The following is a 15,882-nucleotide window of genomic DNA, read 5'->3' as shown; positions in this document are numbered from 1 at the left end:
AGAGATGTCGGTGTCATTCAACTTGATCCGCAGGATTATGCTTTGGATGAGGTCGTGGTAAAAGCGGAGCGTCCTTTTGTGAAGGTGGAAGAAGGGCGTTTGGGATATGATCTGTCCGTTCTTGCCGGCGACGGGGTGGTGAACAATGCATACGAGGCTCTGACTAAACTCCCCGGTGTAAAAGAGACTAAAGGCGCACTCACTTTGGCAGGTACGGGAAATTTGACGGTCGTCTTGAATGGAAAACCGACAACAATGGACGCCGGACAACTTGAGATGCTTTTGCGCAATACTCCGTTGGATAGGGTGACAACTTGAGACGCTTTTGCGCAATACTCCGTTGGATAGGGTGGAAAAGGCGGAAGTCATGTACAGTGCGCCTCCCGAATATCATGTAAGAGGAGCTGTGATCAATATTGTCTTGAAACGCTCGAATGATTATTCTTTTCAGGGAGAAGTCAATGCCGATTATACAAACCAATATTTCAATGGCGGTGGGGCGAACGGTAATTTCCGCTTTTCGACACCTAAGATGGCTATTGATGTCATGTATGGAGCCAATGATGTAAAAAAAATGGAATATATGGATCTCTATTCCAGGCATACATTGAAAAATCAAATATATGATATCAGGCAAAACGAGCAGTTACGGATGAAGTATTGGAACCACAATCTTAGGACTGCATTCGAGTATAATTTGGATGATGAAGATCATATAATTTGGATGATGAAGATCATTTTAATCTCGCTTATACCAGCAGTTTTACACCTGAGCAGCATAGCAATAGCCTGACTTCCGGTAATTATCAGGCAAGCAATGTTGACAAATATGTCGAAACCCGTATGCACAATGTCACTTTGCAATATCATTCCGGATCTGGATTTGATGTCGGCGGAGATTACACGCATTATACGTCAGATAATAACCAAACTTTGTTTGCGGATTATGCGGATGGTGCTCAAAGCGGTTTCTCTATAATCGGTGGTCAAAAGATAGACCGTTATTCTATTTATGTTGACCGGAAGCGTTCTTTGGCTAAAGAATGGGATTTGGGGTACGGTATGTCTTACCGATTTGCAAAAGACCGTGACTTTCAGACCTATGATAAGGTTACAGGTGATATCCCGACCGAAAATACGGATTCCCGGCTTCGTGAGCAGACTGCCAATGTCTATGTTTCCTTGAGCAAGAACTATGCGACTGGTACATCGGTTTCTATCTCTGCTACAGGTGAATATTATACCATCGGCAATTATCGTAAGTGGGCTGTCTATCCGCAAGCATCTTTGACGTATGTAAAATCTTCCGAACATTTATTCCAGTTTTCGTTATCGACGGATAAGACTTATCCGGGGTATTGGGATATGCAGTCTTCCGTCAGTCATCTGAACGGATATACCGAGCTTTGGGGGACGCCGGGATTGAAACCTTCGACAGCCTATAATTTGAACGGCAATTATATATGGAAGCAAAAGTATATTTTCGGTCTGTTCTTCATGCATACGTCTGACTTTTTCGTACAGACGGGCTATCAATCGACTGACCGTTTGGCATTGATTTATAAGAATACGAACTGGAACTATATGCAGATGTGGGGGACAAACGTCATCTTACCCTTTAAAGCCGGAAATTGGCTGGATTCACGACTTACTTTGGTAGGTATGCAAGTTCACCAGCGTTGCGATGACTTTTTTGATATCCCGTTTAACCGGAGGAAATGGATGTTCAACAGTTCGCTGGATAACACGTTTAAGGTAGGTAAGAATCTGGCTTTCGAATTGATAGGTAGTATACAAACCCCGATGATCCAGGGGACTTTTGACATTGAAACAGTCTATAACCTCACTGCCGGATTGAAATGGAGTTTTGCTAGCGATAGGATAAATCTGTCTGCTCGTTGCAGTGATCTTTTCAACTCAGGCATGCCCAATTTGAAAGTTCGTTTTAATGGGCAACACTTGGATATGAACAACGATTTTTATTCGCGCTCTTTTACCATACATTTCAGCTACCGCTTCGGTGGATATAAGAAGAAAGAAGCCGGGAAGATTGATACTTCAAGGTTCGGACATTAGTATGAGCCCTGTTTATCTTTTAGGGTTGTGTGTCGAATGTACTTGTTTCCGTCTTTATGGATAGCATACTGGACAAGTTACAATTTGTCCAGTATGCTATTTATTTTTTGTAAATTATTTCTACATGAGACAATTTGCCGGGAAGGCATTTCATCTCCTATCAGACCATATATTCCATGCAACAGAGGTTTTACCCGGAGAGCGAGCCGTTCGCCCTCTTCTGTCAGGTAAATTTGTTTGTTACGCCGGTCCGTCGGGTTTCCTCGACGTTCTACCCAGCCTTTCTTTTCCAGATTATTGATAAGATTGGTCAAGCAAGCTTTGTCTTTAGCTGTCTGTTCTGCCAGATATTGCTGGCTGACTCCGGGTTTCTTCCATAAACGATGCATCACCTGGAGCATCTCGAATGTCATGTCGACATTATTGGTTCTCAATACTCTTTGTATGGTCTGGCGAAAGGTCATTCGCGTTTTCAGAATTTGGAGTATTAGTTCGTGTGCCGTTTCGTTATTTGCCATTGCTGTTTACTTTTACGGCACAAAAATAGTGAATATCCTTGAGATATCGGTTAAATGTTTGATTGTCGATTAAAGAATGCGCCGTTCCAATTCGTCCAACATATTCACGCGTTCCAAAGAAAATGTGTTGTCGTGCGTTTGTATATATTCCAAGATTGTCTTGGCTTTTTGCAACATCGCCTGCTCCTCGTCGGGATAGAGATAACTTTCTTCGATCAGGGTCTTGACGGCTATCTCAAGACGGAGGATTCCGCCGTTGTCATCACTGTCGAGTCGACGGACAAGCTCTTCGGGCTGGGCCGTCATAAGGGTAGGACGGTCCAGTTTGAGGGAACTGTATATGGTTTGGATCAACTCTGGAGTATGGCGAGCCGCATTTGTGTTGCGATTCATAATGATCTGAAGGACTACTTTAGCAAGTTCTTCGATCTGTATCATGATGAAGTCTCTCTTAAGCATAAGAAATATTAGCTTTGAAAATTGTCAATTTTCAATTGTCAATTGAATAATGCGGATATCCTTTTTAGGGCGGTCATATTCGTCGCGAGGTTGTCCGGCGATGATATCGAGCACATCGAATCCTTCAATGAGTTCGCCATATACGGTATAGTTGCCGTCCAGATGGTGACAACCGCCTTCTGTGGTGTAGGCTTTTCGTTGTTCTTTGGTGAACAGCAGATGTCCGGGTGTAGCACGTACCATTGAGTCTACTTGGGCGTTGATTTTACGCAGACGTTTTTGGTATTCGCGTTTATTGCTGGCTTTCTGCATACGTAGTTCGGCGCGGACGGGATAGAAGAATTTCTGCATAGCCTTCTCCTTGATATCCTGGTTGGCAATCATTTCCAGCGTGTCCAGTTCACCGCTGGTATAGACTTTTCCTTGTACGATATAGAATTGCGACATATCCGATTTCTTTTGCGGGTTGATGTCGTCGTTCTGGCGAGGAGCAGCCAACGCGCCCCGTTTGTTGAAATGGTGAGGCCGTATCTCCGGCATGATCTCCGAATTTCGGTCTCCGAAACCACAGCGGGCACCGGCGGGAGCATTGCGCGAATCAGGAGCACCGCCCTGTATCATAAATTCAGGGAGTACGCGTGTGAACAGCGTTCCGTTGTATTCGCCCCGTTTGGCACGTTCAATAAAGGTGCGGACGTGGTTAGGGACATCGTCATATAGTTTTGCTTTTAGGGTTCCGACGCTCGTGTTGATGGTGACTATTTTCGCAGGAACCTGTTCAGATGCAGATATTACGGTGTCCGCATCGCCCTGTCCGAAGACAGGAGAGAGGCAGGCCAACAAGCCTAATAAGATACAATAGCTCTTTTTCATCTTTTAAAATATTTGGTGGGTAAAGATAGTATTTATGTTGTTAAACACAAAGTAAATGGCTACCTTTGCAGCCTTTAAGGCAAATTTAAAATTATAACTACACGTATTATTATGAATTGGATTAATGATTTGTTATGGGGCGAGGGCATTGGCCACTCCATACTTCTGCTTTCCTTTGTGATCGCTGCAGGCATACAATTAGGCAAGATCAAAGTCTTCGGCGTATCTTTGGGAATTACTCTTGTGTTGTTTGTGGGGATCATTTTAGGACATTTCGGTTTTACGATCAACCACAACGTGATTCACTTTTTTAAAGAGTTCGGATTGATACTTTTTGTCTATTCTGTAGGTATGCAGGTCGGACCGGGTTTCTTTTCTTCTTTCAAGCAAGGAGGGATTACGCTGAATATGCTGGCGTGCGGTATTGTGTTCTTAGGTGTCTTGACGGCTGTCATTCTGCATTATGCGACCGGTATTCCGATGCCGACAATGGTCGGAATCTTGTCGGGTGCGGTAACGAATACACCGGGATTGGGGGCTGCCCAGCAAGCATTTTCCGATATGCACGGAGTGTCTGACAATACGATTGCTTTGGGATATGCTGTCGCTTACCCTTTAGGGGTGATCGGTATTATCTTGTCTATTATCTTGATTAAGTATATTTTCCGTGTAAGTTTCGATAAGGAGAACGAGCAGTTGAACAGCGAAGATTCTTCTCATACCAATGAGGCCAAGCCGATCTCGTTGATCGTGAAGAATCCCGCTATCTTCAATAAGACGGTTGCCGAATTATCGAACCTGCTGGAACATCGTGATTTTGTTATTTCCCGTGTCTGGCGTGATAGCAACAAGCAGATCGAAATCGCTTCGGCCAATACCGTATTGCAGGAAAACGACAAGGTTTTTGTTATCACGACTGAGACGGATGCCGAGACGATCAAGACCTTTATCGGAGAAGAGATCGATATGGAACGTAAACAGTGGATCCGTATGGAGAGCCAGTTTATCAACCGCCGTATCCTGATCACGAAACCGGAGTTGAACGGTAAGCGTCTGGGACAATTGAAATTGCGGAAATTGTATGGTATCAATATCACTCGTATCAATCGTGCTGGTGTCGATCTTGTTGCCAAACCTGGGTTGACTTTGCAGGTAGGCGACCGTGTGAACGTAGTCGGTACCGAAACAGCGGTCTCCAATGTGGAAAAGGTTTTGGGTAATTCGATGAAGCGTCTGAATGAACCGAACCTGATTACTATCTTCGTCGGTATTGCGTTGGGTATCGTGCTGGGTAGTATTCCAATTTCCTTCCCAGGTATTCCGCAGCCGGTCAAGTTAGGTCTGGCGGGCGGTCCGCTGGTTGTGGCTATTCTGATCAGCCGTTTCGGTTACCATTATAAATTGATTACTTACACGACACAGAGTGCAAACTTGATGTTACGTGAGATCGGTATTACACTTTTCCTTGCTTGCGTAGGTATTAGTGCTGGTGACGGTTTTGTCGATACGATTGTGAATAATGGCGGTTTTGCTTGGATAGGCTACGGTTTCATCATTACGTTTGTGCCGCTGATGATCATTGGTTGTATCGGCCGTTATTTCTGCAAGGTCAATTACTTTACGCTTATGGGGCTCATTGCCGGTAGTACGACTGATCCGCCTGCATTGGCCTATTCGAATGCGACAGCCGGAAACGACGCTCCGTCGGTAGGGTATGCGACTGTCTATCCGTTGACTATGTTCCTCCGGGTATTGACGGCACAGTTGTTGATTCTGTTCTTCGCGTAATCGTACTAATTAATATTATGAAACGGGGGCCTGTATTTCTATATATGCAGGCCCCCGTTTCATGATGTGCCAGTCTTCTTTTATAGAAACGTGGCCTCTTCTTTCATACATATGAAATCCGGATTACTTTTTTGTATGTTCTGTTGCTGTCGGAATTTGCTCTGTGGTTACCGGTGTTTGCAGTGTGCTGTCTGGTACGGTGGGGCGCAGGGGGATCAGAGGATATTTCTTCCGTCGCCGGAAAATATCGGAGAAGCGGGTAAAGTCTTTCTTATACATGATACCTACGCCCTGTGTTGTCAGGGCTTGTTTTAGAATCATATACATGTCGTTGGCATGGTTGTAGGCTTTCAGGCGGATATCACCGCTGGGCGTCAGCAGATATTCGAGGTCGAACTCACCGATGAAGGCATTCTTCTGATTGTTGATCGTACTGTTTTTGTACCCGAAGTTTCCGTTGAATATGAGGCGGTTGTTTAGTAATTGGCTGGACAGCAGCATTTCTACTTCCGTATCTTCGATACCGTCCTGGCTGGTCCGGATATTTGTACCGAGTTGCACTTTGTCGGTGAAGCTATTCATGATACTGGATATTTGGGAAGAAAGGGCGGATGAGGCCACTGCGCTGAAATCGTTCGATTTATATTGCGCATTGTATTCCGGCGTATAGAATTTGTTTAGAACCAGCAGATAGATAATTTGCCGGGTCATCATGTCTTCTGTATCGACCAAACTTTTGACCTGCCGTTGGAGTTCTTCGTTGGAGCTCGGCAGTTCGAGGTCGAACGAGATAGTCGGGTTTCTCAGCACACCGTCTAATTTCAATACGCAATTGACCGGCGTATTGCGTCGGGAGCTTTCGTACGTCAGACTGGGATCCAGGTCTTGTATGTTGGCTGTTACGTTATAGATGGCATTTACATTCATCGTTGCCTCGAAGGGATCTCCCCGGAAGTTGATAATACTGCCATCCCGTATCTTGAAGTTTTTATGGATGAGTTGTTGTAGGCTGAAATTATAGTTTCCTTGTACGATCCCGATGTTTCCATACATGCGCAAGTCGGTTTTCGTCCCGTACTGTATCTGGAGGCTTCCGTTGCAGTTACCTGTTATTTTATCGCCTGCGACCGGATCCATAATCAGCTCTATATCGGCATCCGGTGTGATGTCGAGAAGGAAGTTCATGCGCAATTCCGCCCCTTCGTCTTCGTTTTTGAAGATAAGAGGTTTAATGGAATCGACCGGTTTGGTAAGTGCCATTTCCCGCAATTCTTTTTTATTCACGAAAGTGATGAAATCATATTCTGCCGCGGAAGAGTTGTTCATGAAGTCGAGTTTGACGGATGTCTTGGGATCACTTCGCATATTGATATCGAAGTTGATCAGTTGCCCGTTCCCTTTTATAGAGGCTGTTCCGGTTCCGAAAACGGTTCCGAATATAAGCGGATTCTGCTTTTGGGGGGCATCGAATACCAACATATTGTTTGTCTGGACTCCTACATCGAAGCTGACATCTTTGAAATGTTTGTGATTGACGGTCAGATTAACCTTTGCCGAGTTGCCGAATTTGTCATGCACCGTTACGTTGCGTCCGATGATCGCCCCCGGTGTCAGATGGATGGAGTCGGAGAAAGTGTAGTAGGTGTTCAGATATTCGATACCCAGCCCACCATCGAGAACAAAGGCGTCCCCCTCTACATTCAACGCCTTGAACGGCCCGTGCAGATGGATATTCCCGAAGCCCCGTCCTTGCATGTTCTTAGCGATATTTTCGACGAAAGGATGCAGGAAAGCCAAGTTCAGGTCGTTTGCCCCGAAGAAGAGGGAAAGGCCTGCGTTTTTGCCGACCGGATAGACATAGCCGCTCACATCAGTCCAAGTCGTATCGTTCTTGTAGATGCTGCCTAACATCAGAATGCCTTTTTGCTGGTCGTCCCATTCGCTAAAAAGGTTGAGGCGTCCTAATTGTACTTGGTTGAACGAGAAGTTTTGTACTTCGAGATCGGTGTTTAGCATCCGACTGCCGTAGAGGTCGGTAATGTTGAAGGTTCCGGTAGCCTTTCCGGCAAATTGAAGTACTGGGATATTCAGAATGTCAAAGATATAGCTCAGTTCTACTTGTTTCAGATCCAGTAACAGTGTATCGGCCGGATCTTTTGAAACTGTTCCTTCCATGTGGAGATATTCGGTGCCGTTGGAGACGGAAAAGTCTTGTATCCCAATCTTGCCGTCTGCAATGGTGATAGTAGACGGGGCTATGTGCCAGGTGGAATCGTTCAGGATCAGTGGACTCTTGTTCAGTGAGATTTCCGTACGTAGTTTGGCAGGCCCTTTTTCCTGTTCTTCCTCGATGAAGAGTGTAGAGGCGGAGAGGTCTGCTTTAAACAAGCGTTCTTTGTTGTTGGCCCAGCTGATCTGCGTCTGTATCCGGTTGTCTTTTGCATCGGCTTTCAGGTCCATATAGTTGCGCAATCCTTTGGCATTGTAGTTGGTTGCCTTGAGCTTCAAGTTTACCCTTTCTTCCGGGTTGTCACAGGTCAGATAGCCGGATTCGAACATGGACTTGCCGATGTTGAATTTAGGCAGATAGGCCTCGAAGCGGAAGCGGTTGTACAGGTTATTGTAATGTCCTGTGATACGTCCTTGGGTCAACATCGTAAAAGGCAGTTTCAGGGTGTTGGATATGGCTTCCGTATTTTCGATAGTCAGCAAGAGGGAGAAATTGTTTTCCATCACCTTCTGTTTCTTTTGCGTGACGTTGATCAGAGCCGGGATATACCCCTTTAATGTTTGCATAAGGCTGGGAACGATTGTCGTGAAGGAATAAGCACCCGTCACTTCGCCGTTCAAGACATCGGAGGTGATGGTCAGATGACGGTCCAGTGAATGCCCCGTAGCCTCTACCTTGAACTTTTTCAGGAAAAAGCTGTCCGGCTTGGTCTTGAAGGAGAGGCTGTCAAGCGTAATGCTCCCTTCTAGGTTGTCGATATTGTTTCCCGTGAAGTCGGCATTCAGTGTGCAGGAGATATCCGGAGCCTCGTATTTATTCGTCAGATGGAGGCTGTCCGGATGGAAATGTTCCAGACGTGAAGTGAAGTTGAACATAGAATTTTTGCCTTCATGCAGGAATAGCCCTTCGGCATACAGTTTGCCGTTCGGATCGTTGATGTCCAACACTCCGTTGAACCCGTTTTTCTGGAAATTACCTGACAGGAGTATGTTTTCATATTTGTAGCCTTTGTATTCGAACTCGTCTATATTCGCCTTTATGTTACCTGAAAACGACCCGTTGGCAGGACGGTGTGTGTCCAGCGTAACGGCTAACTTGGCTGTTCCATACGGATTACCGTCCGGAAAAAGTTCATTCAGGTGCAAGGGGGAAGTCGAAAGGTGTCCTTTCAGGTAGGCGGCGATATTCTTCTCCTTGTCGTTTCCGAATATCAGGTCGGTCTGGACGGAACCGATCGCCGACGAGAACTTGCCGAAAGCGACCAGGTTGTCGAAGAAACCGGATATCTCTCCGGTAAAGTTGATCGTGCCTAACTTGACGATCGCATCCGGCAGCTTGACTGGGCGTTCGTTGAAGTTGTTAGCAAGGCCCGAAATTCCTTCGGTCGTGATATACATCTTATTGACTTGTCCGAAGATATAGGCGTCTTCCGGGTGTGTTATTCCTTTCATCTCCATCTTGCCGACAAAAAGCATCTTGTCGCTGTATTTCAGTGTCAGCCGTTTCAAGCCGATATTGTTTATGTAGCCCGATGCCTCGGCCGAAAGTTCGATGGTTTCCGAGAAGTTGCGGAATGCCGGGACGAAAGCGGAGAGGTCTTTCAGGCAAATTTGCGAAGGTGCGATATTCAGTTCGACTGGCGAATGATCCAGTAAATCGGATGCACTAACTGCTTCTCCGGTATGGATATGGGCGCGGTCTATTTTAAGATCTGTTTCTGGCAGCTTGATTTCAAAGTTGTTAATGATCGCGCTGTCTTTGTTGGCTACGATGTTGAGCGAAAGCTTGTTCAGCGAAAAGCCCGAAGCCTCGTCGAAACTCATCTTCTTGATATTGGCATTGAGGCTGTCCTTGTTGAATGCCTTCATAGAGATTTTGGCACTTATATTGCGGATGTCAATATGCTTGGCATTGAACTTTCCGGGGGTAGTGGCTGCATTCTTCACATCGTAACGGAAATTTCCCCGGCGTATTAAGATCGAGTTGAAACGCAGGTCGATATTGGATTGCTTTTTTACGGTGTCTTTGCTGGCGAAAGCATCGATGACGAATTGCAGGTTCAACTTATCTGCCGGCGTTTCCTTATGCAAGTTGACGGAGAAACCGAACAGGCGGACTGTCGAGAATACGATCCTGCCGTTTAACAAAGGCAGGATTTCGAAACCTGCCGACACATGGTTGGCATCGAACAGTACGGTTCCGCTTTCATCTTCGAGATACAGATTTTCCAGTACCAGGCGGTTGAACCATTCGATGTCTACATTCCCGATCCGTACGGGCACACCTAAACACTCGGATAATTCTCTCGTTGCCGTTGTTGCCACTTTTTGCTGCACATAGGGAATGCGCAATAAGATGGCCGGAGTTGCATAGAATATCCAGAACAGAGTGAGCAGGGTGACAATTATGTATTTAAGTCCTTTGATATCTTTACTATAATTTAAGCACAAAACTACAACAATATCCCGATAGATTTCGTTAATTTGCACAAAAATTAAAACGAAGATATGAGTGTGACAATCTTAGGAATCGAATCATCGTGTGATGATACTTCCTCATCTGTAATACGCGACGGCGTGATGTTGTCGAATGTAATTGCCAGTCAAGCTGTTCACGAAGCCTACGGCGGTGTTGTTCCCGAATTGGCTTCCCGCGCACATCAACAGAACATTATTCCGGTGGTTGCCGAAGCGATCAAGCGTGCCGGTATCGATAAATCCGAATTGAGTGCCGTTGCTTTCACCCGTGGGCCAGGTTTGATGGGATCGTTGTTGGTCGGAACTTCTTTTGCCAAAGGTTTGGCGGCTTCGTTGGATATCCCGATGATCGAGATCAACCATTTGCAGGCGCATGTGTTGGCCCATTTCATCAAGGAGACGCCGGAAGACGATCATGCTCCTTCGTTCCCGTTCCTTTGCCTGTTGGTATCTGGTGGGAACTCGCAGATTATCAAGGTGAACGCATACAACGATATGGAAGTGATCGGGCAGACGATCGACGATGCTGCCGGTGAAGCGTTCGACAAATGTGCGAAGGTGATGGGGCTGGGGTATCCTGGGGGACCTATCGTGAATCGCCTTGCCAACGAAGGAAACCCGAAGGCTTTTACATTTAGCAAACCGCATATCCCCGGTTACGACTATAGTTTCAGTGGGCTGAAAACCTCTTTCCTTTATACCTTGCGTGACAAACTACAGGAAGATCCCGATTTTATTGAAAAGAACAAGCAGGATCTTTGTGCCTCTTTGCAAGCGACGGTGATCGATATCCTGATGAACAAATTGCGCCGGGCGGCAAAAGATCTGGGCATTAAGGAGGTTGCCGTAGCTGGTGGCGTATCGGCCAATTCCGGCTTGCGGGATGCATTTCTTGACCATGCGAAACGTTTTGGCTGGAAGGTGCATATCCCGAAATTCTCTTTCACGACGGACAATGCGGCAATGGTTGCCATAACGGGGTATTACAAATATCTCGACAAGCAATTTTGCCCGATGGATGCGGCTCCCTTTGCAAGGGTAGAGGTGAAACTAAGGTAACATGTTGGTCGTTTCATGGGCATGAAACAAAAGTTTCCCCTGCATGAAACAAAAGTTTCCCCTGCATGAAACAAAAGTTTCCTACAGGAGAAACTTTTTATAAGATATAGGAACAAGGTAAAGAAGATACGAATGGTTATAGAAAAAGAAATAGGCGAGTTGCTTCGTTCCCGCCATCTGACGATGGGAACGGCTGAAAGTTGTACCGGCGGATATATTGCACATCTGATTACACGTGTGGCAGGCAGTTCTGATTACTTTTGCGGGGGAGTCGTTTCCTACAGCAATGAAGTGAAGCACCATGTTTTAGGCGTTTCGGAAGATAGCTTGGCGCAGTACGGGGCAGTCAGTCGTCCGGTCGTCGAGCAGATGGCGTTAGGTGCGATCCGTGTGTTAGGTTGCGACTGTGCGGTTGCCACTTCCGGCATTGCCGGTCCCGGTGGAGGTACGCCGGAAAAGCCGGTCGGAACTGTCTGGATTGCTGCCGCCCTGAAAGACATGGTCGTATCAGAATGCTGTCATTTCGGGACAGAGCGTGAAGATAATATCCGGTTGGCGGCGAATACGGCGTTGAGGATGCTGCAGCAGTTGCTATAAAATAATATGTTTCTCGTTATTTATTGGCCCTTAGCTGTGAAACATCCTGTATAAAACATCCGGTTGTTTTCTCGTGCCGTTTGGTTGGACACTTTGAATTGCGGAAAGGCCTGTTCCAGCCTTAGCACCAATGTGTCGCCTAAAGATGTATATAAACTGTCGGCGGTCGAATTATAAGGAAGACTGCCGAAATAGCAAAGATGATTTTCATTCATGAAAAGATCGGCGCCTAACCAACCTTTTCGGATACCCCATTCGGTTGAATCGGGGAGGGAAACATAGAGGTCGAGACTGTCCGATTGTACCATCAGGTTCAACGGGGCGTTTTTGTCGAATGACTTGCGCAGGCGGTCTTGGTCGGGTAGCAGGTAACTTTGCCGGTTTCGTTGGATTTGGGCGACTTCTTCGAGTAGTTTCTTGCTGTAACTTGCCACCCATATGCCCTCGTGTTGATAATAACCGAAAAAACGGTTTCCGGTATCCGGGTAATAGGTAAAAGTGATGCCGTCCCTTTTTTGTTTCTGCGGAGCGAACGAGCCGAAAGCCTTTTGCAATGTGTTTTTCTCTATCCGGCCGACGAGGTTGTTTCCCGCTTGTGCATAAAGGATAACTCCCTGTGGATGGAAAGATAGAAGTAACCACGGGATATTCCGGTTGTTTTGGATGATGGAAAGGTAGATATCCGGAATCTTCGAGGCGAAAGCATCCCGTTCCGAGTCTCGGGATAAGATATATTTGGTGAAAGCGGCAGGGCGATTTACACTTAGGATCGCATCCGATGCCGGGGCGACTAAGGTATATAGATCAGTCCGCACCGTATCTTTCTCTTTTTGCATTTTGCCTAAAAAGAACCAGACTGCCACCAGAGTAGCGAGAGCAGCTATAACGAATGTCACTATTTCTCGCTTGTCAGCTTTCATTGTACGTTATGTTTTCTTGGGACTCAGGAAATATTTACACCAAGGTTTGAGACCACATTCTTCGCATTTGGGCTTGCGGGCGATACAGGTGTAACGTCCGTGCAGGATCAACCAGTGGTGGGCGATCGGGATTTGTTCCTCCGGGATGTGCTTCACCAACTCCTTTTCCGTTTCCAACGGGGTTTTGCTGTTGTTTGTCAGGCCGATGCGGTTGGCTACGCGGAACACATGTGTGTCGACAGCCATTGCCGGCTTGTTGTAGACGACCGAGGCTATGACGTTTGCCGTCTTGCGGCCTACGCCGGGCAACTTTTGCAACTCGTCGATATCGGATGGTACGACACCGTCGAAATCGGACATCAGCATCTTCGCCATGCCGACTAAATGTTTTGATTTATTGTTGGGATAAGATACGCTTCGGATATATTCAAAGATCACTTCCGAAGTAGAAGCGGCCATGACTTCGGGGGTCGGAAAATCCCGGAAGAGGGCAGGAGTGATCATATTCACCCGTTTATCCGTACATTGGGCGGACAGGATCACAGCGATAAGCAACTGATACGGGTTGTCATAATGCAGTTCCGTTTCGGCGACCGGCACATGCTCGTTGAACCAATTCAAGACTCCTTTATATCGTTCCTCTTTGCGCATATATTATTTTATTAGTGACATGAAATTTTTACCAAGAAGCAATCCTAAGAATACGGCTAACAATCCTAACACATTGCTGGCGATCAGGTTTAAAAGTGCCAACTTATATTCGCCTGTTTTCATCAGCGACATCGTATCTAGTGCAAACGAAGAGAATGTGGTAAATCCGCCAAACAGCCCAGTGAAGAGAAATACTCTTGCGCCCGCAGATAGATTACAAGTTTCGGCTATACTCCAACAGAAGCCGATGAGGAAAGAGCCGATCACATTGACCGAAAGTATCCCGAAAGGGAAGGAGTGTAGCATCGAACGCTGTACCCACGTGGAAACTCCGTAGCGGAATACGGTGCCGATTGCCCCTCCTGTTATAAGTAGTAAAACCTTTATCATACCATTTACGTTTTTAGTGTGTTTTTCCCCGGGCTGGTTAAGGACCCGGGGAAGATGGTAAATGATTTAGGTTCTCAACTTAATTGGCTGACTCAAACTGTCTCAGAAAACGGACATCGTTTTCGGAGAACATGCGTAAGTCTTTTACTTGGTATTTCAGGTTTGTTATACGCTCAATCCCCATTCCTAAAGCATAACCGGAATATACTTTGCTGTCGATACCACAGTTTTCAAGCACATTCGGGTCTACCATACCGCAACCGAGAATTTCCACCCAACCGGTTCCTTTACAGAACGGGCAGCCTTTTCCACCACAGATATTACAAGAAATATCCATTTCGGCAGAAGGTTCAGTGAACGGGAAATAAGATGGACGCAAGCGGATTTTCGTGTCTGCGCTGAACATTTCTTTGGCGAAGAACAGTAATGCCTGTTTCAAGTCGGCGAAAGAAACGTTTTTGTCCACATACAAGGCTTCTACCTGATGGAAGAAACAGTGTGCGCGATAGGAGATCGCTTCATTACGATATACACGTCCCGGACAGATAATACGGATAGGAGGCTCTTGATTCTCCATGACACGTGTTTGTACGGAAGAAGTGTGTGTACGAAGCAATACGTCCGGATTATGTTGGATAAAAAATGTATCCTGCATGTCGCGGGCAGGGTGGTCTTCTGCAAAGTTCAAAGAAGAGAATACATGCCAGTCGTCTTCGATTTCCGGTCCTTCAGCAATGCTGAATCCTAAGCGTCCGAAGATGTCGCAGATTTCTTTCTTTACGAGTGAAAGCGGATGGCGAGTACCTAATTCAATAGGATAGGATGTACGGGTGAGGTCGATGTCATCATTCGTCGTCTGTACATTCTCAAAGCTGGCTTTCAGCTCATTAATTCTATTTTGGGTTGCCTCTTTCAGCTTGTTGAGGTGCTGGCCGACTTCACGCTTCTGATCTGCCGCTACATTGCGAAAATCATTCATCAGCAAAGATATTTCACCTTTTTTGCTGAGATATTTAATGCGTAATGCCTCCAGTTCTTCAGCGTTTGCCGCTTTCAGGTTCTCTACTTCCTTAAGCAGAGCGTTAATCTTATTGATCATTTCTAATCATTTTTATTTTCAACGTGCAAATTTACTCCTTTCTTTGAATACTGCAACCGATTACGGCGGGTTTTTTTGAAAAAAGGGAGTCAACTATTTTCTTTTTATCAGAAATTGTAAGCTACGCCGATACCTAAAATATCTTTGAACTGAACTTTGGCGCCGCGTTTTTCGCCTTCATCATTAATGGTTTTTACGTCGTTGTCGTATTTGAGCGTGGTGTTGAGTGTAGCATTGAGGTATTTGTTAATTTTCATGTTGATCAGAACATCCCAGTTCATGTCTACGTTACCGAACTGCTTATTATAAGGAGTAAAAAAGTCCACGTTTATGATCTGGTTCACGTTCTCCATGATTTTTCACAAATGTAAAAAACAGGTAGCATTCGCTTTTGTTTACCCTGACTTCACAGATCAAAGTTATTATCCGTTCATCTTACCGTTTTCTTTTGAGCGGCAACCGAGGGAAGAGCTTTCTAAAACGGATCAAATGACTCGTGATGTTGCTGCCCGCAATGATGATTGTCACGGCGAGAATAATTAATAATATCCCGCAACCGATCCTTGGTGTCAAGGTTTCGCCGAACACGGCAACCCCGAAAAATACAGCTGTGACCGGCTCTAGTGCTCCCAGTATGGCTGTCGGTGTCGAACCGATATACTGGACAGCACTAGTTGTACAAAGGAATGAAATGGCGGTAGGGAAGACGGCAAGCGCGATCAGGTTTCCCCAAAGATACCATTTG

Annotated in this window: 12 protein-coding genes and 2 pseudogenes; 4 read left to right on the top strand and 10 right to left on the bottom strand. The window is 45.9% G+C overall.

Features of this window, described 5'->3' with window-relative positions:
- Nucleotides 1-2,076 (top strand): annotated as a pseudogene (locus BHV83_RS21330) (outer membrane beta-barrel family protein); the annotation flags it as partial.
- A 77-nt stretch (nucleotides 2,077-2,153) separates the two neighbouring features.
- On the opposite strand, the gene BHV83_RS21325 reads toward BHV83_RS21330, so the two are convergent.
- The 3 genes from BHV83_RS21325 to BHV83_RS21315 form a co-directional block, all read right to left on the bottom strand.
- Complete coding sequence (locus BHV83_RS21325) at nucleotides 2,154-2,594, bottom strand: MarR family winged helix-turn-helix transcriptional regulator (RefSeq protein ID WP_022322200.1); 441 nt, start codon at nucleotides 2,592-2,594, stop codon at nucleotides 2,154-2,156.
- A 69-nt stretch (nucleotides 2,595-2,663) separates the two neighbouring features.
- The gene (locus BHV83_RS21320) at nucleotides 2,664-3,053 is read right to left on the bottom strand and encodes a hypothetical protein (protein WP_005640301.1); all 390 of its coding nucleotides are present in this window, start codon (nucleotides 3,051-3,053) and stop codon (nucleotides 2,664-2,666) included.
- A 24-nt stretch (nucleotides 3,054-3,077) separates the two neighbouring features.
- Entirely contained in the window at nucleotides 3,078-3,926 is an 849-nt protein-coding gene (locus tag BHV83_RS21315; protein ID WP_046451443.1) for a peptidylprolyl isomerase, read from the bottom strand.
- Between the two features lie 111 nt (nucleotides 3,927-4,037).
- On the opposite strand from BHV83_RS21315, the gene BHV83_RS21310 reads away from it, so the two are divergent.
- Nucleotides 4,038-5,714: a putative transporter gene (locus tag BHV83_RS21310; RefSeq protein WP_005640306.1), complete on the top strand. Its 1,677-nt coding sequence runs from the start codon at nucleotides 4,038-4,040 to the stop codon at nucleotides 5,712-5,714.
- A 123-nt stretch (nucleotides 5,715-5,837) separates the two neighbouring features.
- Here the strand turns inward: BHV83_RS21310 and BHV83_RS21305 are convergent, their stop codons facing one another.
- Nucleotides 5,838-10,433: a translocation/assembly module TamB domain-containing protein gene (locus BHV83_RS21305; RefSeq protein ID WP_272052580.1), complete on the bottom strand. Its 4,596-nt coding sequence runs from the start codon at nucleotides 10,431-10,433 to the stop codon at nucleotides 5,838-5,840.
- Nucleotides 10,434-10,451: 18 nt separating this feature from the next.
- Between BHV83_RS21305 and tsaD the strand changes: the two genes are divergently transcribed.
- Nucleotides 10,452-11,480 (top strand): tRNA (adenosine(37)-N6)-threonylcarbamoyltransferase complex transferase subunit TsaD, encoded by a 1,029-nt coding sequence (tsaD, locus tag BHV83_RS21300; RefSeq protein ID WP_122206054.1) that lies wholly within the window; start codon nucleotides 10,452-10,454, stop codon nucleotides 11,478-11,480.
- A 132-nt stretch (nucleotides 11,481-11,612) separates the two neighbouring features.
- On the top strand, nucleotides 11,613-12,077 hold the full coding sequence (locus tag BHV83_RS21295) for a CinA family protein (protein WP_005640311.1): 465 nt from the start codon (nucleotides 11,613-11,615) through the stop codon (nucleotides 12,075-12,077).
- A gap of 20 nt (nucleotides 12,078-12,097) precedes the next feature.
- Here BHV83_RS21295 and BHV83_RS21290 read toward each other — a convergent pair whose 3' ends face one another.
- From BHV83_RS21290 to BHV83_RS21265, 6 genes and pseudogenes are all read right to left on the bottom strand, one after another.
- Nucleotides 12,098-12,997 (bottom strand): hypothetical protein, encoded by a 900-nt coding sequence (locus BHV83_RS21290; RefSeq protein ID WP_005640313.1) that lies wholly within the window; start codon nucleotides 12,995-12,997, stop codon nucleotides 12,098-12,100.
- A gap of 6 nt (nucleotides 12,998-13,003) precedes the next feature.
- Entirely contained in the window at nucleotides 13,004-13,648 is a 645-nt protein-coding gene (nth, locus tag BHV83_RS21285) for an endonuclease III (RefSeq protein WP_005640314.1), read from the bottom strand.
- Nucleotides 13,649-13,651: 3 nt separating this feature from the next.
- Complete coding sequence (gene crcB / locus BHV83_RS21280; protein WP_005640316.1) at nucleotides 13,652-14,038, bottom strand: fluoride efflux transporter CrcB; 387 nt, start codon at nucleotides 14,036-14,038, stop codon at nucleotides 13,652-13,654.
- Nucleotides 14,039-14,117: 79 nt separating this feature from the next.
- The gene (gene pheS / locus BHV83_RS21275) at nucleotides 14,118-15,137 is read right to left on the bottom strand and encodes a phenylalanine--tRNA ligase subunit alpha (protein ID WP_005642298.1); all 1,020 of its coding nucleotides are present in this window, start codon (nucleotides 15,135-15,137) and stop codon (nucleotides 14,118-14,120) included.
- A 107-nt stretch (nucleotides 15,138-15,244) separates the two neighbouring features.
- Nucleotides 15,245-15,493: pseudogene (locus BHV83_RS21270) on the bottom strand (DUF3078 domain-containing protein); the annotation flags it as partial.
- Nucleotides 15,494-15,572: 79 nt separating this feature from the next.
- Nucleotides 15,573-15,882, bottom strand: a 310-nt coding sequence (locus BHV83_RS21265; RefSeq protein WP_286758033.1) for an EamA family transporter, incomplete at its 5' end; no start/stop codon positions are given.

It is taken from the genome of Parabacteroides sp. merdae-related_45_40 (genome assembly GCF_001915675.1).
The sequence above is the reverse complement of the archived record's forward strand: the minus strand, read 5'-3'. Positions and strand labels throughout refer to the sequence as shown.

What these genes read in the sequence shown, in the direction of transcription:
- crcB (WP_005640316.1), bottom strand. Translation starts at nt 14,038, where the DNA reads ATGATAAAGGTTTTACTACTTATAACAGGAGGGGCAATCGGCACCGTA.
- BHV83_RS21325 (WP_022322200.1), bottom strand. Translation starts at nt 2,594, where the DNA reads ATGGCAAATAACGAAACGGCACACGAACTAATACTCCAAATTCTGAAA.
- pheS (WP_005642298.1), bottom strand. Translation starts at nt 15,137, where the DNA reads ATGATCAATAAGATTAACGCTCTGCTTAAGGAAGTAGAGAACCTGAAA.
- tsaD (WP_122206054.1), top strand. Translation starts at nt 10,452, where the DNA reads ATGAGTGTGACAATCTTAGGAATCGAATCATCGTGTGATGATACTTCC.
- BHV83_RS21290 (WP_005640313.1), bottom strand. Translation starts at nt 12,997, where the DNA reads ATGAAAGCTGACAAGCGAGAAATAGTGACATTCGTTATAGCTGCTCTC.
- BHV83_RS21310 (WP_005640306.1), top strand. Translation starts at nt 4,038, where the DNA reads ATGAATTGGATTAATGATTTGTTATGGGGCGAGGGCATTGGCCACTCC.
- nth (WP_005640314.1), bottom strand. Translation starts at nt 13,648, where the DNA reads ATGCGCAAAGAGGAACGATATAAAGGAGTCTTGAATTGGTTCAACGAG.
- BHV83_RS21295 (WP_005640311.1), top strand. Translation starts at nt 11,613, where the DNA reads ATGGTTATAGAAAAAGAAATAGGCGAGTTGCTTCGTTCCCGCCATCTG.
- BHV83_RS21315 (WP_046451443.1), bottom strand. Translation starts at nt 3,926, where the DNA reads ATGAAAAAGAGCTATTGTATCTTATTAGGCTTGTTGGCCTGCCTCTCT.
- BHV83_RS21320 (WP_005640301.1), bottom strand. Translation starts at nt 3,053, where the DNA reads ATGCTTAAGAGAGACTTCATCATGATACAGATCGAAGAACTTGCTAAA.